The organism is Micromonospora sp. NBC_00330 (assembly GCF_036136635.1).
GTDB lineage: Bacteria > Actinomycetota > Actinomycetes > Mycobacteriales > Micromonosporaceae > Micromonospora > Micromonospora salmantinae.
The window spans coordinates 3,379,100-3,396,137 of the sequence record NZ_CP108012.1 but is presented as its reverse complement, the minus strand read 5'-3'; the positions used below and the strand labels follow the sequence as shown (position 1 = coordinate 3,396,137).

The 17,038-nt window shown below is 70.5% G+C and carries 17 protein-coding genes; 10 read left to right on the top strand and 7 right to left on the bottom strand.

From position 1 onward, the window contains the following. Position 1: 1 nt before the first annotated feature. Positions 2-502: a 6,7-dimethyl-8-ribityllumazine synthase gene (ribH, locus tag OG598_RS15190; RefSeq protein WP_124821279.1), complete on the top strand. Its 501-nt coding sequence runs from the start codon at positions 2-4 to the stop codon at positions 500-502. Positions 503-540: 38 nt separating this feature from the next. Here the strand turns inward: ribH and OG598_RS15185 are convergent, their stop codons facing one another. The 3 genes from OG598_RS15185 to OG598_RS15175 are packed head-to-tail and all read right to left on the bottom strand — an operon-like array spanning position 541 to position 2,993. Beyond that, entirely contained in the window at positions 541-1,284 is a 744-nt protein-coding gene (locus OG598_RS15185) for an amino acid ABC transporter ATP-binding protein (protein ID WP_328655043.1), read from the bottom strand. A 3-nt stretch (positions 1,285-1,287) separates the two neighbouring features. Next, entirely contained in the window at positions 1,288-2,133 is an 846-nt protein-coding gene (locus OG598_RS15180; protein ID WP_328655042.1) for an amino acid ABC transporter permease, read from the bottom strand. Next, on the bottom strand, positions 2,130-2,993 hold the full coding sequence (locus tag OG598_RS15175) for an ABC transporter substrate-binding protein (RefSeq protein WP_328655041.1): 864 nt from the start codon (positions 2,991-2,993) through the stop codon (positions 2,130-2,132). Before OG598_RS15175 ends, OG598_RS15180 begins: the two co-directional genes overlap by 4 nt. A 133-nt stretch (positions 2,994-3,126) precedes the next feature. Between OG598_RS15175 and OG598_RS15170 the strand changes: the two genes are divergently transcribed. The 9 genes from OG598_RS15170 (at position 3,127) to pheT (ending at position 11,630) form a co-directional block, all read left to right on the top strand. Then, the gene (locus OG598_RS15170) at positions 3,127-3,390 is read left to right on the top strand and encodes a phosphoribosyl-ATP diphosphatase (RefSeq protein ID WP_030335709.1); all 264 of its coding nucleotides are present in this window, start codon (positions 3,127-3,129) and stop codon (positions 3,388-3,390) included. A gap of 50 nt (positions 3,391-3,440) precedes the next feature. After that, the gene (gene hisG / locus OG598_RS15165; RefSeq protein ID WP_030488425.1) at positions 3,441-4,286 is read left to right on the top strand and encodes an ATP phosphoribosyltransferase; all 846 of its coding nucleotides are present in this window, start codon (positions 3,441-3,443) and stop codon (positions 4,284-4,286) included. A gap of 295 nt (positions 4,287-4,581) precedes the next feature. After that, entirely contained in the window at positions 4,582-5,055 is a 474-nt protein-coding gene (locus tag OG598_RS15160) for a PH domain-containing protein (protein ID WP_328655040.1), read from the top strand. A 530-nt stretch (positions 5,056-5,585) separates the two neighbouring features. Then, on the top strand, positions 5,586-6,236 hold the full coding sequence (infC, locus tag OG598_RS15155) for a translation initiation factor IF-3 (protein ID WP_328655039.1): 651 nt from the start codon (positions 5,586-5,588) through the stop codon (positions 6,234-6,236). 20 nt (positions 6,237-6,256) lie between these two features. Next, positions 6,257-6,451, top strand: a complete 195-nt coding sequence (gene rpmI / locus OG598_RS15150) for a 50S ribosomal protein L35 (protein WP_007458415.1) — start codon at positions 6,257-6,259, stop codon at positions 6,449-6,451. 31 nt (positions 6,452-6,482) lie between these two features. After that, positions 6,483-6,875, top strand: a complete 393-nt coding sequence (gene rplT / locus OG598_RS15145) for a 50S ribosomal protein L20 (RefSeq protein WP_030488429.1) — start codon at positions 6,483-6,485, stop codon at positions 6,873-6,875. Between the two features lie 83 nt (positions 6,876-6,958). Then, entirely contained in the window at positions 6,959-7,756 is a 798-nt protein-coding gene (locus OG598_RS15140) for a TrmH family RNA methyltransferase (RefSeq protein ID WP_328655038.1), read from the top strand. Positions 7,757-7,975: 219 nt separating this feature from the next. Beyond that, positions 7,976-9,043, top strand: coding sequence for a phenylalanine--tRNA ligase subunit alpha (pheS, locus tag OG598_RS15135; protein ID WP_196922343.1), 1,068 nt, complete (start codon positions 7,976-7,978; stop codon positions 9,041-9,043). Between the two features lie 40 nt (positions 9,044-9,083). After that, on the top strand, positions 9,084-11,630 hold the full coding sequence (gene pheT / locus OG598_RS15130; RefSeq protein WP_328655037.1) for a phenylalanine--tRNA ligase subunit beta: 2,547 nt from the start codon (positions 9,084-9,086) through the stop codon (positions 11,628-11,630). A gap of 376 nt (positions 11,631-12,006) precedes the next feature. Here pheT and OG598_RS15125 read toward each other — a convergent pair whose 3' ends face one another. The 4 genes from OG598_RS15125 to OG598_RS15110 form a co-directional block, all read right to left on the bottom strand. Next, positions 12,007-13,998, bottom strand: coding sequence for a hypothetical protein (locus tag OG598_RS15125; protein WP_328655036.1), 1,992 nt, complete (start codon positions 13,996-13,998; stop codon positions 12,007-12,009). Continuing rightward, on the bottom strand, positions 13,995-15,158 hold the full coding sequence (locus OG598_RS15120) for a 5'-methylthioadenosine/S-adenosylhomocysteine nucleosidase family protein (RefSeq protein WP_328655035.1): 1,164 nt from the start codon (positions 15,156-15,158) through the stop codon (positions 13,995-13,997). Before OG598_RS15120 ends, OG598_RS15125 begins: the two co-directional genes overlap by 4 nt. Continuing rightward, positions 15,155-15,889 carry an NUDIX hydrolase gene (locus tag OG598_RS15115; protein WP_328655034.1) on the bottom strand — a complete coding sequence of 245 codons (735 nt, stop codon included), beginning with the start codon at positions 15,887-15,889 and terminating at the stop codon, positions 15,155-15,157. The genes OG598_RS15120 and OG598_RS15115 overlap by 4 nt, the downstream gene beginning before the upstream one ends. 434 nt (positions 15,890-16,323) lie before the next feature. Continuing rightward, positions 16,324-17,034: a 5-formyltetrahydrofolate cyclo-ligase gene (locus tag OG598_RS15110; RefSeq protein ID WP_328655033.1), complete on the bottom strand. Its 711-nt coding sequence runs from the start codon at positions 17,032-17,034 to the stop codon at positions 16,324-16,326. Positions 17,035-17,038: the final 4 nt, after the last annotated feature.

The following is a 17,038-nucleotide window of genomic DNA, read 5'->3' as shown; positions in this document are numbered from 1 at the left end:
GATGGCGGGTTTCGGTGAGCCGGGAGTCGAGGCGGTCGACGCCGCGGGGCTGACCGTCGGGGTCGTTGCCGCCCGCTGGCACGGCGAGCTGACCGACCACATGCTGGAGCGTGCGGTGGCCGCCGCCGAGGCGTGCGGCGCGCGTTCGGTGGTCGCCCGGGTCGCCGGCTCGGTCGAGCTGCCGGTGGTCGCGCAGGCCCTCGCCCGCCGCTGCGACGTGGTGGTCGCCCTCGGTGTGGTGGTCCGTGGGTCCACCGCCCACTTCGACTACGTCTGCCGTTCGGTCACCGACGGGCTGACCCGGGTGGCGCTGGACGAGGGCAAGCCGGTGGCGCACGGGGTGTTGACGGTGGAGACCATCGAGCAGGCCCGCGACCGCGCCGGCCTGCCCGGCTCGGCGGAGGACAAGGGCTGGGCCGCCACGGTGGCGGCGCTCGACGCGGCGCTGGCCGTGCGGACGGTGGCTGCGGGCAACGCCCAGCGGGTCGGCTTCAGCGGCTGAACGACTCTGCCGCTTCGGCCGTCTCTGAAGCCGGGCCCTCAGAGACGGCCGGCCTCGATGATCCGGCGCAGGAACTGCCGGGTACGAGGCTGCGTCGGCTCGCCGAGCACCTGCTCGGGCGGGCCGCTCTCGACGACCCGCCCGGCGTCGAGGAAGCACACCTCGTCGGCGACCTCCCGGGCGAAGCCCATCTCGTGGGTGGCCAGCACCATGGTCATGCCGTCGGCCTTCAGGTCACGGATCATCGCCAGCACCTCGCCGACCAGTTCCGGGTCGAGCGCGGAGGTGACCTCGTCGAGCAGCATCAGTCGAGGTGAGTTGGCCAACGCCCGGACGATCGCCACCCGCTGCTGCTGCCCGCCGGAGAGCCGGTCCGGGTAGGCGTCCGCCTTGGCGCCGAGCCCCACCCGGTCGAGCAGCTCCCGGGCCTGCGCCTCCGCCTCCACCCGACCCCGCCGGTGTACGCGGCGCGGCGCGAGGGTGATGTTGTCCAACACGCTCAGGTGCGGAAAGAGGTTGTACGCCTGGAACACCATGCCGATCCGCCGCCGGACCCGGTCCGGGTCCACCCGGGGATCGGAGATGTCCTCCCCGTCCAACTCGATGGTGCCGTCGTCGAGTTCGTCGAGCAGGTTGAGGCAGCGCAGCAGTGTCGACTTGCCGGACCCGGACGCGCCGATCAGTGCCACCACCTGATGCTCGGCGACGGTCAGATCGAGGTGGTCGAGCACGACGTGCCCGCCGAACTCCTTGCGCAGGCCCCGACAGCGCAGCAACGCCATGGGTCAGCCTCCCGACTGTCGGCGGGCCGCGCGCAGCGTCACCCAGTCGGTGACCGCGATCAGCGGGATCGCGAGCAGCACGAAGAGCACCCCCGCCACGACGTACGGCGTGTAGTTGAAGGTTTGGGCGGTGGCGATCTGCGCGGCGCGGACCGCGTCGATCGGCCCCGCGAGGGAGACCAGCCCGACGTCCTTCTGCAACGCCACCACGTCGTTGAGCAGGGGTGGCGCCACGCGGCGGACGGCCTGCGGCAGGACCACGTGCCGCATCGTCTGCCGGTAGGTCAGGCCCAACGAGCGGGCCGCGGCGAGTTGGCTGGAGTGCACCGACTCGATGCCGGCCCGGAACACCTCGGCGAGGTAGCCGCCGTAGGTGAGGACCAACGCGATCCCACCCAGCACCAGCACCGGCGGCATGCCCTGCAACCGCAGCCCCGGCACGCCGAGGGTGAGCAGGTACAGCACGATGATCAGCGGTAGGCCGCGGAAGGTGTAGGTGTAGCCGGCGGCCAGCGCGCGGACCGGGAAGAAGACCGGTCCGCGCAGCGTCCGCAGCACGGCGATCACCAACCCGAGCAGCAGCGCGCCGACCGCACAGCAGACCAGCAGCCGTACGTTGAGCCAGAGCCCGCTCAGCACCGTCGGCAGCGCGTCGCGGGCGATCTCCGGATCCAGGAACGACTGCCGGACCCGGTCCCAGCCCGGCGCTCCGGTCACCGCGATCACCAGCAGCGTGCCGAGCGCCGCCGTCGAGGACGCCGCGACGAGCACGCTGTAGACGGTCTGCCGACGCCGGTACGCCGACCGCCGCAGCTGCGCCTCCGAGGGCACATGATCCAGAAGCGTCACCGCAGCTCGGCCGCCCCCGCCACCTGCGCGAGCCACTTCTGTTCCAGCTCCTTCAGCGTGCCCGCCGTGGTGAGCTGACCGACCGCCCCGCTCACGCAGGAGGTCAGTGGGGAGTTCTTGTCCAGCAGCAACCCGAACGCCTCGGGCGTACCGACCTGCGGCACCTGCCCGACGATCGTCGCGTCGGTGATCTCCGCGCCGGTGATGTAGAAGGCGGTCGGAAGATCCACCACGAGACCGTCCAGCTGCCCGTTCTGAAGGGCCTTCTTGGCATCGTCGTTGCTGTTGTAGACCTGCGGCTTGGCGGTCGGCTTGATCACGTCGGTGATCGCCTGGTAGCTGGTGGTGCCGACCTGCGCGCCGAGCCGAGCGTCCCGCAGCTCGGCCAGCGACTTCCGGCCGGCGATCTTCGAGGACTTCAACGCGATGACGGTCTGCCGCACCAGGTAGTACGGCGCGGAGAAGTCGACAGCCTGCTTGCGCTCGTCGGTGATGGAGAACTGGTTGATGTCGAAGTCGAAGTCCTTCGGCCCCGGCGCGATGGCGGTGTCGAACTTGACCCGGGTCCAGGTGACGTCGGCGCGGGCGTAGCCAAGCTTCTCGGCCACCGCGTACGCGACAGCGGATTCGAAGCCCTCGCCGCTGTCCGGCTTGTCCTTGGCGAACCACGGCTCGTACGCGGGCTGGTCGGTGGCGATGGTCAGCTTGCCCGGCGTACGCGTGGGCAGGCTGTCCTTGGCGCAGGACGGCGCTGCGGTGACAGTGGGGGTGGGTTTCTCGTCCTGTGGCGCGCATCCGGCGGTGGCTACGACGACGGCGCCGGTGACGGTGAGCGCGAGGAGACGTGAGCGGCTGGCCATGGCGGACAGCGTAGAGGTCCATGGGCATCGATCGGCAATTGTCCCACCATATTGGTAGGGAATTGTCCGCTTGCTGGATTTCGACGGACCCGGACGCGGGGTGCCGCCCGGGTGGCTGGAAGAATCGTTCCCCGTGAAGACGTTCGAGGAGTTGTTCGCCGAGCTGCAGGCCAAGGCCGCCGCCGGCACCCCGGGCTCGGGCACCGTCGCCGCGCTGGACAAGGGCGTGCACTTCATCGGCAAGAAGGTCGTCGAGGAGGCGGCCGAGTCGTGGATGGCCGCCGAGCACGAGGGGCCGGAGCGCACCGCCGAGGAGATCTCCCAGCTGCTCTACCAGGTCCAGGTGCTGATGCTCGCCAGCGGTCTCGAGCTCAAGGACGTCTACCGACATCTGTGAGTGCCCCCCACCCCTGTTGATCGTCAACCGGATCGAAGGAGCACTCCGTCATGCTGCGTGTCGCCATTCCCAACAAGGGCACCCTGGCCGAACCGGCCGCCCAGATGCTGCGCGAGGCGGGCTACCGCCAGCGCACCGACCCCAAGGACCTCGTCTGCCGGGACGAGGCCAACGACGTCGAATTCTTCTACCTGCGTCCGAAGGACATCGCCACCTACGTCGGCTCCGGTGACCTCGACCTCGGGATCACCGGCCGGGACCTGCTGATCGACTCGGCAGCGCCGGCCGAGGAGGTCGTCGACCTCGCCTTCGGCCGGGCCACCTTCCGCTTCGCCGCCCGCCCCGACGACATCGCCTCCGTGCAGGAGTTGGGCGGTCACCGGATCGCCACCGCGTACCCGGGGCTGGTCGAACGGCACCTCGGCGAGGTGGGCGTCAAGGCCGACGTGATCCGCCTCGACGGCGCTGTGGAGAACGCCGTACGCCTCGGTGTCGCCGACGTGATCGCGGACGTGGTGGAAACCGGCGCGACCCTGCGCCAGGCGGGCCTGGTGGTCTTTGGCGAGCCGCTGCTGCGCTCGTCGGCGGTGCTGGTCCGGCGCGCCGGCGCGCCCGCGCAACCGCAGGCCGAGCAGTTGCTGCGCCGCCTGCACGGTGTGCTGGTGGCCCGCCGCTACGTGATGCTCGCCTACGACGTGCCGGCCGGTCTGCTGGACCGGGCCAGCGGGCTCACCCCGGGCATCGAGTCGCCCACCGTGTCACCGCTGCACCGGGAGGGCTGGGTGGCGGTGCAGGCGATGGTGCTCCGCGACGACGTGCACCGCATCATGGATGAGCTGTACGAACTGGGCGCCCGCGCCATTCTCGTCACCAACATCCACGCCTGCCGCCTCTGACCGTCCCCGCCCCGGTGCTACCTGGTCGATCATGGAGTTGTGGTGGGTGACAAAGCGCCCGCAAAGCCCTCAACCAGGCACCACAACTCCATGATCGCCAAGCCCGACCCGACCCTGCTCCGCGATCTTGCACTTTCTGCACCGGCATAGGGTGCATATCACCCTGTACCGACAACCGAAACCGCAAGATCGGCGACCCTTCCGCTCGCTTAGGGGCCACAGGACTCGGGGTTCGGGGGTGGTGGCTCGGCGGGTGGTGCGTTTGGTGGACGAGCGCGGATGGCAGACTGGTGGGGTGAGTGAAACCGAGCTGGTCCGCCTGAAGCCCCGCCGCATCCGCGTGGTCTGCTGGTCGGCGGCGGCTGCCCTGGTGGTGGTGTTCGGTCTGGTCGCCACCTCGCTGAGTGGCCCGACCGGCGATGGTTACGGCAGCTTCCAGCGCGGCGACCAGATCGCCATGATCGGCCTGGGCATCTTCGGTGCGCTGGGCTTCCTGCTGTTCACCCGTCCCCGGGTGGAGGCGGACGCCCGGAGCATCCGGGTCCGTAACGTCATCAGCTCCTACGAGCTGCCCTGGGAGGTTGTCCGGGGCGTCCGCTTCGACCGGGGCGCGCCGTGGGCCAGCCTGGAGCTGCACGACGACGACCTGTTGCCGATGGTCGCGTTGCAGGCCGCCGACAAGGAGTTGGCCGTCGACGGGGTCCGCGCGCTGCGCCGGCTGCACGAGGCCCACCAGGCCCGCCTCGCCGACCGCGCCGTCGGCCGCTGACCTCGGCGAAACCGCCCACCGCCGACCCCGCGTCGCCACCCGCCCGGCCGCGCGCATCCACGGCCAAGATCTGGACACCTTCCCCGAAACTGCTGCACCCCGGCATCCTGAGGCAGCAGTTTCGGGGAAGGTGCGCGGATCTCCACCAGGCGGCGCGACGCAACGCGGCGCAGCGGGGCGGGGCGCGCCGCGCCGGTGTGAGCGCAGGTCGTGCCCGGTTTGGGTGTCGCCGGGGCGCCGGTGTAGTGTTATCGAGTCGACCAGGCTGTCTCCGCGTGCGAGCAGACAGCCTTTGAAAGCGGAGCGCCTGCTCCCACCCGAGTCGCCGCTACGGTGGCCGGGTCCGGTCACCGGTTCCGGGCATGTCCCGGTGCCGGATGCGCGATCCTTGTGATCGTGCTGACCGGTCGAGCGGGCCCTGGCATGCGCCGGGGCCTTCTGCTTTTCGGGTCGGTTCCCTCCCGGGAGCCGCAGGGGTCGGCGAGTGAGCAGAAACGACTCGAGGAGGCCCCATCAGCGTCGAACCACGCGTGAACGAGCAGATCCGGGCACGTGAGGTCCGACTGGTCGGCCCAGAGGGTGAGCAGGTGGGCATCGTCCCGCTGGAGCGCGCTCTTCAGCTGGCCGCGGACGTCGATCTGGACCTGGTCGAGGTTGCGCCGATGGCGCGCCCGCCGGTGTGCAAGCTCATGGACTTCGGCAAGTTCAAGTACGAGAGCGCACTCAAGGCGCGCGAAGCGCGGCGTAATCAGCAGCAGACCGTCATCAAGGAAATGAAGCTTCGGCCGAAGATCGACCCGCACGACTACGAGACCAAGAAGGGTCACGTGGTGCGGTTCCTCAAGGCGGGCGACAAGGTCAAGGTGACGATCATGTTCCGCGGTCGCGAGCAGAGCCGCCCGGAGCTGGGTTACCGGCTCCTGCGCAGGCTCGAATCCGAGATCACGGAACTGGGATACGTCGAGGCCGCTCCGAAGCAGGACGGCCGAAACATGATCATGGTTCTCGCCCCGCATCGGGCCGTCAAGGCCTCCGCGGTCGCCGCCACGGCGTCTCGCGGCGGACCTCGGGACCGGGCAGCGGACGAGTCCGCCGCTCCGGAAGCCGATGAGACCGCGGCGGTCAGCGAGACCGCAGCAGCCGGTGACACCGGCCTCGCCGCCGACACCAGCGGCGAGTAACAGGGGAGAAGACGTTCCACATGCCGAAGATGAAGAGCCACACGGGTATGGGTAAGCGGGTCAAGGTGACCGGCAAGGGCAAGATCGTTGCCCAGCAGGCCGGCCTCCGCCACAACCTGGAGAAGAAGCCCTCCACCCAGACCCGCCGGCTGACCGGCACGGTCGTGCTGGCCAAGGCCGACGTCAAGCGCATCAAGAAGCTGCTCGGCCGCTGACGCGCGCCACCTTACGTAATTAGGAGTTGAGATGGCACGCGTCAAGCGGGCTGTAAACGCCCAGAAGAAGCGTCGTACCCTGCTGGAGTCCGCGAGTGGTTACCGCGGTCAGCGCTCCCGCCTGTACCGCAAGGCCAAGGAGCAGGTGCTGCACTCGATGCAGTACGCCTACCGGGACCGTCGCGACCGCAAGGGCGACTTCCGGCAGCTGTGGATTCAGCGGATCAACGCGGGCGCCCGGGCCAACGGGATGACCTACAACCGTCTGATCCAGGGCCTGCGTCTGGCCGGCATCGAGGTCGACCGCAAGATCCTGGCCGACATGGCTGTCAACGACGCCGCCTCTTTCGCGGCGATCGTCGAGCTGGCCCGGGCCGCGGTCACGGCCGAGGGCACCGGCGGCGCGGCGGCTCAGGCCGCCTGATCCCCACGCACCAGAGCGAGGCGTCTCCCGTGTCGGCACCGCCGTCCGGGGGGCGCCTCAATCGTGTCGGAGGAACGCACACCATGGCCTTCACCCCGCGTACACCAAGGGTTGTCGCCGCCCGCCGCCTGCAACGCCGCCGGGACCGCGACGCCACCGGCCGTTTCCTGGCCGAGGGCCCGCAGGCGGTCCGCGAGGCCCTCGCGCGGCCGGAGGTGGTCACCGAGTTGTTCGGTACGCCCACCGCGCTCGACAGGTACCCGGAGTTGGCCGCCACGGCGGCCCGCGCCGACGTGCCGGTCTCCGAGGTGACCGACGATGCCCTCGCGGCGCTGACCGAGACCGTCGCCCCACAGGGGTTGGTCGCCGTCTGCCGGCACCTGGACGTCTCGCTGGAGCAGGCCCTCGCGGGTGCGCCCCGGCTGGTGGCGGTGCTCGCCGAGATTCGTGACCCGGGCAACGCCGGCACCGTGCTGCGCACCGCCGACGCGGCCGGTGCGGGGGCGGTGATCTTCGCCGGAGACGCCGTCGACCCGTACAACGGCAAGTGTGTGCGGGCCTCGGCCGGCAGCCTCTTTCACGTCGACGTGGTGCGTGCGCCCGACCCGGTCGCGGTGGTCGACGCGCTGCGGGCCGCCGGGCTGTCGATCTTTGCCACCACCGGGTACGGCGACAACGACCTGGACGACCTGACCGACTACGGCCGGCTCGTCGGGCCCACCGCCTGGCTGTTCGGCTCGGAGGCGCACGGGCTGCCCGAGGAGTTGACAGCCGCCGCCGACACCACGGTGCGGGTGCCGCTGTACGGGCGCGCGGAGAGCCTCAACCTGGCTGCCGCCGCAGCGGTCTGCCTGTACGCTTCAGCGAGAGCGCAGCGCTGAGGGTGATTGCCTCCGGCGCGACTGACAGCAGGGGAGAGCGTCCGTCCATGAACGCGACACGGCGTTCGTTTAGCCAGCCCGCCGGTGTCGGCGGGCGGCGGGCCTGACCTGCTCCCTGCGCAACTCCTACCGGCGGGCTGCGGCACAGCCGCGCGTCCGTAGACTCGCCTAGCCGCCCCGGTGAGGGCTGGCGCCGCCGTGAGGGAGTGCCCGTACGCCATGAGCTACCGCAACGATCCGTACGACCCGAAGCAGGTCGCCCTGCTCGACCCCGCCGCCCTGGACGAGGCCGTCGCGGACGCCACGAAGGCGTTCACCGCGGCCGCCGACCCGGACGCGCTGACCGCGCTGCGCTCGGTGCACCTGGGTGACCGGTCACCGGTCTCCCTCGCGCGCCGGGAGATCGGCGCGCTGCCGCCGGCCGCGAAGTCCGACGCCGGCAAGCGGGTCAACGAGGCCCGCCGGGCTATCGAGACCGCGTACGCCGACCGCGCCGAGGTGCTGGAGCGCGAGCAGGCCGAGCGGGTGCTGGTCGAGGAGCGGGTGGACGTCACCCTGCCCTACGACAGGCGTCCACGCGGCGCCCGGCACCCGCTGAGCACCCTGATGGAGTCGATCAGCGACCTCTTCGTCGGGATGGGCTACGAGGTGGCCGAGGGGCCCGAGGTCGACCTGGAGTGGGTCAACTTCGACGCGTTGAACATCCCCGCCGACCACCCGGCGCGCGGGTTGATGGACACCTTCCACATCGCACCGGAGGGCTCCGGCCTGGTGCTGCGTACGCACACCTCGACGGTGCAGACCCGCACGATGCTCAGCCGCAAGCCGCCGATCTACGTGATCGTGCCGGGTCGCGTCTACCGCACCGACGAGATCGACGCCACCCACAGCCCGGTGTTCCACCAGGCCGAGGGCCTGGTGGTCGACAAGGGCATCACGATGGCGCACCTGCGGGGCACGCTGGACCACTTCGCCCGGGCGATGTTCGGCCCGGAGGCGAAGACCCGGTGGCGGCCGCACTACTTCCCGTTCACCGAGCCGTCGGCGGAATTCGACGTGTGGTTCCCGGAGCACCGGGACGGCCCGCAGTGGGTCGAGTGGGGTGGCTGCGGGATGGTCAACCCGCGGGTGCTGCGCGCCTGCGGCGTCGACCCGGAGGTCTACTCCGGATTCGCCTTCGGCATGGGCATCGACCGGACCCTGATGGTCCGGCACGGGGTCAGTGACATCCGCCATCTCTTCGAGGGCGACGTGCGGTTCAGCCGCGCGCTCGGGACCGGGGCGTAGGCGATGCGGGTACGAGACACGGGAACGGTGGTCTGACGTCATGCGAGTTTCTGTCAGTTGGCTGCGGGAGTACGTCGACCTCCCCGCCGACCTGCCCACCGGTGACCTGGAGCAGGCCCTGGTCGACCTCGGCATCGAGGTCGAGTCCGCTGTGGACCTGGCCGAGACCGTCACCGGCCAACTGGTCGTCGGTGAGGTCCGCGAGATCGAGGAGCTCACCGGCTTCAAGAAGCCGATCCGGTTCTGCCGGGTCGACGTGGGTGCCGCCAACGGCACCGGCGAGCCGCAGGAGATCGTCTGCGGTGCCCGTAACTTCGCCCCGGGTGACCGGGTGGTGGTGATCCTGCCCGGCGGCGTGCTGCCCGGCGGCTTCGCCATCGGCGCCCGCAAGACGTACGGGCACAACTCGGCGGGCATGATCTGCTCGGCCAAGGAGCTGGGCCTGGGCGACGACCACTCCGGGATCATCGTGCTGGGGCCGGACGTGACGGCCAAGCCGGGTGACGACGCGCGTCCGGTGGTCGGCCTCGACGACGTCGTCCTCGACCTGGAGATCACCCCCGACCGGGGGTACGCGCTGAGCCTGCGCGGCCTGGCCCGGGAGCTGTCGCACGCGTTCGACGTGCCGCTGCGCGACCCGGCCCTGGCGCCGGCCCCGGGTGGCACCGAGACGCCGGCGTACCCGGTGGAGGTCCGCGACACTGTCGGCTGCGACCGGTTCACTGCCCGCCTGGTCCGCGGGGTCGACCCGACCGCGCCCACACCGTCCTGGATGCAGCAGCGGCTCGTCACCGCCGGCATCCGCAGCATCTCGCTGCCCGTCGACATCACCAACTACGTGATGATGGAGCTGGGCCAGCCGATGCACGCCTTCGACGCCGACCGGATCGCCGGGCCGCTGGTCGTCCGTCGCGCCGAGGCGGGGGAGAAGCTGACCACCCTCGACGGGGTCAACCGGGTGCTCACCGCCGACGACATGGTGATCTGCGACGACACTGGTCCGATCTCCCTCGCCGCGGTGATGGGCGGCGAGACCAGCGAGGTCGTCGCCGGCACCACCACTGTGCTCTTCGAGGCGGCGCACTGGGACCCGGCGATGGTCGGGCGCACCGCACGCCGGCACAAGCTGTTCAGCGAGGCCGCGAAGCGCTGGGAACGGGGCGTCGACCCGGCCGTGGCGCTGGTCGCGCTGGAGCGTGCCGTGCGGCTGCTCACCGAGCACGGCGGGGGCACGCCGAGCGCGGAGATCCTGGACATCGACCACGTCCGGCCGCGTACCCCGATCAGTCTTCCGGCGGACCTGCCGACCCGGCGGGTCGGCGTCGAGTACCCGCCGGCGCGGGTGGTCGCCCTGCTGGAGCGGGTCGGCTGCACTGTCGCGCAGGGCGCGGACCGGTTGTCCGAGGACCCGGGCGCGGTCGGCGTGGCCAGCGGCGTCGGGACGGTGCTGAGCGTCACCCCGCCGACCTGGCGGCCCGACCTGACCGACCCGGCCGACCTGGTCGAGGAGGTGGTCCGCCTCGACGGGTACGACAAGGTGCCGTCGGTGCTGCCCACCGCGCCTCCGGGGCGTGGCCTGACTCCGCGGCAGCGTCGCCGCCGGGCCGTCGCCGGGTCGCTGGCCGAGCGGGGGTACGTGGAGGTGCTCGCGCACCCGTTCGTGTCGCCGGAGCTGGCCGACCAGCTCGGATTGCCGGCCGACGACCCGCGCCGGCCCGCGGTACGGCTGGCCAACCCACTGTCCGAGGAGGAGCCGCTGCTGCGCACCACGCTGCTCGGCCCGCTGCTCGGCATCCTCAAGCGCAACCTCGGCCGGGGTCACCGCGACCTCGCCCTCTACGAGATCGGTGCGGTCTTCCACCCGCGCGTCGGCGCCGGCAGCCCGCCGGCGATGGGCGTGGACCGACGCCCCACCGACGAGGAGTTCGCAGCCGCCGACGCGGTGGTGCCGGCGCAGCCGGTGCACGTCGCGGTGGTGCTCTCCGGCGACCTGGACCCGGCCGGCTGGTGGGGTGCGGGTCGACCGGCCGGCTGGGCGGACGCGATCGAGGCGGCCCGTGACGTGCTGGCCGCCGCCGGGATCCCCGACGAGCGAGTCGAGGTGCGTGCCGCCGAGTACGCCCCGTGGCACCCGGGTCGCTGCGCCGAGCTGCGGGTCGACGGCTCGGTCGTCGGACACGCCGGCGAACTGCACCCGGTGGTCGTCGCGGCGTTGGAGCTGCCCCGCCGCACCAGCGCGATGGAACTGAACCTCGACACGCTGCCGCCGACCCCGGTGACGCCAGCGCCGACGGTCTCCGGCTTCCCACCGGCGCTGATCGACGTGGCCCTGGTGGTGGACGAGTCGGTGCCGGCGGAGCAGGTGCGCCGGGCGCTGGAGGCCGGCGCCGGTGAGCTGCTGGAGGACGTGCGGCTGTTCGACGTGTACTCCGGCGCGCAGCTCGGCGCCGGCCGTCGCTCGCTGGCGTACAAGCTCACCTTCCGGGCACCGGACCGGACGCTCACGGGCGAGGAGGCCCTGGCGGCGCGCGACGCGGCCGTCGCGGTCGTGGCGGAGCGCTTCGGCGCGACCCTGCGCGGCGCGTAACCGGATCGGCCCGTCCCCGCCTCGCGATCTCTTAAGCCGCGGGCTAGGGGTTCGAGTCCCTGACGGCGCACCGACGATCAAGGCCCTGACCTGGCGGTTCATGCCGGGTCGGGGCCTTGATCGTGTTCCCCCGAGTGCTGGCGTCGAGTTCCGGCACCAGCGAGGACGGGTTCGACCAGTATTCGCCGATGGATGCCAGCGAGTGCGCGCCAGGGTGGCTGAGTGAGCCGGGCACGACATGATCGTGGCTGGTGTCGGCGGCGGCGAGACCTAGGCTGGCAACGGTCCAGGCGACGTCACCTTCACCGAGCTTGGTTAGGAACGACGCGGCGAACGGGCACCAGAGCCCGTCACAATTCCTGGGGACGAGTCGTCGTCAGTCGCGCACGTGCCGAATAGCACTTGCGAGGCTGGCAATCTTCTCATCGGCGCGGCGGCGGCGGTGCCTCACCCACTGCTTGCCTTCAGCCGCGATCCCCTCCAGGACGTGCAGGGTGTGGCTGAGTCCGGACGCGTCCTGTGACAGCTCGGTGATCTTTGTCGGGTCATCCTCATGTGGGTCGGTCTCGCCATCTGGCACGCTCACCTGCACCGAAACCGGGTCGCCGTTGAAGAGGGTCAGCTTGAAGGTCTGCTGCTGTCCGGCGGCCCCTTCGATCCGTACGGCGGCAACGGCGTCGAAGCGGTAGTTGAGACGCTGGGTGATCCGGCTCGTGGCCAGCTCGAAGTCCAGTTCGATGTCGACCTGCCGCACACCATCCTGGGTGAGCAGGAAGAGCAGGAGTTGATACCGGGAGTATCGCCAGGGGCCTCGGGGATAGCGGGCCCGCTTGCAGGCGCGGCCGGGTGCCTCAATGAATGCGTGCGCGATGACCTGGCTGGGATGCAGTTGGAATTGCCTCATGGCCTGGTCGACCAGGACCTTGCGGTCGTGTTCCAGCCAGGCCGCCATCTCGGCGTCGGAGGGGCTGTCGGCCAGCTTCGCCTGCCACTTGCGGTACGCCGCCCATTGGGCTTGGTCCCGGAGCAGCCGTTCCGCGTCATCGTCGGCTACGCGGCGCCGTTCGGCGATGATGCGGAACCCGGCACGTTTGGCCGGCACCGCCGACGCTACCGCCAGCAGGAGCCACACGACGGCGTGCAGGGGCTCAAGCGTGATGCTGCCCGCCATGGCCAGGACGCCGCCACCGGTGAGCAGTACCAGGCCGCCGAGATGGAGGATGTGTGTGCGGACGGGGAGACGCAGCTCCTGCCGGTGGGCCGTGAGAGTGTCGCGCTCCCACCGGCTTCGGACGTCCCCGACGAGGTGCCGGACCAACCAGGCGACGCGGTCGGCTCCGATGCGCTGTTCCCGGTAGATCTCCACCAGCTCGTCACGCAGCTGCCTCCGTATGCCCGCGGTCTGGTCGAGCCAGTACCCGCGATCGGTACCGCGCGGCACATATAGGGCGAAGTAGTGGTTGAACATGCGGTCCACCCTGCTCGCGAATCCGCCCGTCGGCGCTTCGGGACGGCGTTGGGTGGGCGGGCGAAGCTGTGCCTCCTTGGCGTGCATGCGCGCCGAGCGGTAGTGGCGATCAGCGCCCCCGACAACGTAGGCGGCGAGCCCGCCGACGCCGACGAGCGCGCCAGCGATGGGACCGAGTCGTCCCGTCGCCATGGCCAGCGCGACCAGGGAGGCGACGGAGAGCCCGGCGAAGGCCGCGGCGATACCGAACTGGAGCCAGTTGCGGGCGGTCACGGCGGTGGGAGCCACCTCCCGGGTACGGGGCTGTGCGGGCACGGGCTGGAAGAACTTCCATACCCGGTCGACTCGGTCGTCGCTGGTGCGCCGTGATATGGCCAGAGCAACGGACCGTTGCCACATCTCGTCCTGGATCGTGCCGTCGAGCAGTGCCTCGAGGTGGCCGTAGACGCTCTCCCGCTGTCGATCACCCAGCGCGTCGATCTCCTTGATGACGAATTCTGCTTCGGCCGGGCTGACCGGGGTCAGCAGCCGAAGGACAGCCTGCACGCCGGCGGCCCACGGTTCGTTGGCATCGAGCGGCAGCAAGCTGCCGCAGATGGCGGTGAGGCGGTCCAGCTCAGCGTCCCCGAGTTGGCGCAGGGTGCGTCCGCTGAGTAGAGCGATCAACCTGTAGAACTGCACTTCGGTGGTCTGGAGGCCACCGGCGGCGGCGCGTTCGAGCAGCCGCACCGCCTCGTCGCGTACCCGGGCGTCGAGGTACTTCACCCCGGCCTCGAACTGCTGCTCCGGGGTCGGATTGAGGGGCAGGGTGTAGTAGTTGATGCCGCCGTGCACGGTACCGGCCTGCACACCAACGTACGCGTCTCCGTCCGCGACGTTCGTCGCCGCTTCGGTCGTCACTGGAGCGCCTTCACCGCGGCGATGATGCCTGCGAGGCGTGCGGCCAACTCGGCCACCTCGCCAACGAGGCCCCGCAGCCGCCGCAGTGCGAGCAGCAGCCTGCTCCTGCTGCCGGCCACCCCCTCCCGGACGCACTCTGCGGCGGTGTCCAGCTCCGCTTCGGCGGCCTCGTAGGTGTCGTTGTCGAGACCGCCGTCCCGGTGTGCCTGCTTCAGGTCACGCCGCAGCTCGCCGAGACTCGCTGCCAGGTTGGGCGGCCGATCGGCGTCGGCGCCGATGACGACGCCGCCCTGAATCTGCCCGGCCTGGATTCCCACCCGGGCATTGCCGTTGGCCACGTTCCGGTTCGTCACTCGCACAGGCGCACTCCTGTCGCTGTCGGTGTCACTGGTCGTGGGGGTTGGGGGGTTCTTCACCAGTTCCTGGGCCAGCGCAGCGGCGAACGCGGCGGCGTGCCGTGCCGCCCGGGGCTGCCAGTTGTGTCCGTCAGTGCTCGTCTTGGTGCCGTCGGCGTGGTCACTGATGCCCCGCACCACCACAACCGGCAGGGCGCGGTTGAGGTGCCCGGCCTGGGCGACGCCCGCCGCCTCCATCTCGATCGCCAACGCGTCGTTGTAGTGCTGGCGAATCCACCGGGCCTGCTCCGAGACCGCTGAGTCCTGCACTACCTCACCAGCCGCGATGGCACCGAAGTGGACGGTAGCGGGATGTGGCTCGGCGGTGAGCCCGTCGCGCCACCGCCCGGAGCGTGCTACATGGTGGGCGATCTGGTCGGCCTCGTGCGGGATCTCCCAGGCCTTGGGCCGGGCCTTGAGCCCGTCGTTTTCGCTGGTGCCGCCGTGGTAGGCATAGACCTTGCTCGCCACCACCACGTCGCCGAGCCGGATGTTCGGCCACAGACCTCCGGCGACGCCCACGAAGAGCACGGCGGCCGGGGAGAACTCGGCCATCGCGCGCTCCGCGAGGACGGCGGCCGGGTGGTTGCCCTTGCCCACCAAGGCCAGCGCGACGCGGCAGCCTCCGCGGCCGAGCCTGCCGACCTCGAAACGGGTCCCGGCAGCGTGCCGGTGCACCGTGAGGTCGGACAACCGCTCGCAAACCGCCTCGTACTCCAGATTGAGCGCCGTGAGGATCACGACGAGCCGATCTTTGGTGCTCATGCCGTCTCCTTGTCCGCCGGGTCCGGTCCAGAAGGCCTGACCATGGGGGGATGCAGTGTGGTGTGAGGGCCCGGCCGGAACAGCTGGGCCGGCCGGCCGCCGTCCGTCCGTCGGGTCGCCTCCACCGGGACGATGAAGCCGTCCACGCTGCGAACCTTGCGGTAGAAGTTGCGGGGGTCGAGGGGTGCGCCCCATACCGCCTCATAGACGGTGCGGAGGTCGGCGATCGTGAACGTCGGGCCGCAAAACGCGGTGGCGAGTGCGGTGCGTTCGAGCTTCTCCCGGGCCCGCTCGACCCCGTCAGCGAGGATCCGCCGGTGGTCGAAGGCGAGCCGGACGTCGTCAGCGAGGGATTCGTCCACGGGCCTCCAATAGGCGGAAGAGGCGTCGGTGCCGGCGACGGGCTCCGGCAGCGCCGGCGCGATCGCCAGGTAGGCGACCGAGATCACCCGGCCCCTCGGGTCGCGTCCAGGTGTCCCGTAGACGCCAAGTTGTTCGAGGTGCGGCCGGTCGGCACCGAAGCCGGTTTCCTCGGCGAGTTCGCGGTGGGCGGCGGCGAGCAGCTCTTCCTCATCGTGGCCGAGGAAGCCGCCGGGCAGCGCGAGCGCCCCGCGGTGAGGTTCGACGCCGCGCTCGATCAGCAGGACCTGGAGGACGGCTCCGCGCAGCGTGAGGATGACGAGGTCCACCGCGAGAAGAACTTTCGGGGCGATCCAGCGATCGTCGGACATGGATCGACATTAGAGTTAATGTCACTCTGACGTAAAGGTGCTCCAGCTGTCGGATTCCGGCACACCCTGGGTGCGCAGACGCCTGGGTCGACCCGATGGAGCAGGGGCGGGCCGTGGTGATGAGTCGATGCCCATTGCCGGTCGGGGTGCGGGAGGCCATCGTCGACCCCGACGAAGGGGCGTCCGTGCGCCCACTCGACGAGCCCACGGGCCTTCCAGTGCAGGACGTCGACCTCGTCGGAGTCGGGCCGGTCCACGACGGGCAGAGGTGATAGCCCGAGCAGGGGCGCGAGCACGTCGTTCGCGTCGCTCATTCAGGGGCGGCGCCGGAATTCTTCTCACCGGGATCTTTTCGCTCCGGCGGTGATGGTGACCCGACCACGCCGGCGACACCATGGTGACGGCGGCCTTCTGACGTCCTGTGGCGCAAGTCGCTAGGCGCGCAGTACCGGAATGCTGTCGAGCTGATCTTGGCGGAGGTTTGATCTGATGATGCCGGACGGCCGTCCCCGGTCGGGTCTGCAAACCGCTACCTCGTTCGGCGTGATCGCGAAGTCGACGCTGAAGTCATGCTCCGCGTCGGGCAGATCATCCTCGATTAGCTGAGTCTGGTGGATCGTGGTGGCGATGGCGGTCTCGGTGGTGACGAGGCCGGCATCGGTGAGCAGGGCGATCTCCAGGTCGGAGTAGCCGGCGCCTTTGCCGACTCGCACGCCGCTGTGGCGGCTGACGGCGACGCTGCCACAGACGATGAGGTCCACTGGGCGCATCTCGTCGGGTCCCACGGTGGGAGCGACCTGCGGCGCACCGCTACTCGTAGCTGCTGTCTCGATTGGTGCGGTGAGGTTGGCGGGGTCGAGCAGATAGAAGGGCTTGGGGGTAGCGAGTTTCGGGACCGCCATGTAGAGCAGCTTGCCTTCCTGCAGGGCTCGTACCCGGACGGGAAGCTGTGCCCGGTCGGGGTTGCATTTGATAACTCGGGCGTTCTTCCATATGTCCAGCTCCGCGAGGTGGGCTGCGGCTTCTTCCTTGCCAACGAAGTCCGGGATGTGACCGTGCACGCCGAGTGGGACGGCACCTTGACGTTCGAGGAGGTCCCATACGTGTTGCCGAACGGCGTGTTTGGCGCGGTCGATGTCGGTCACGTGG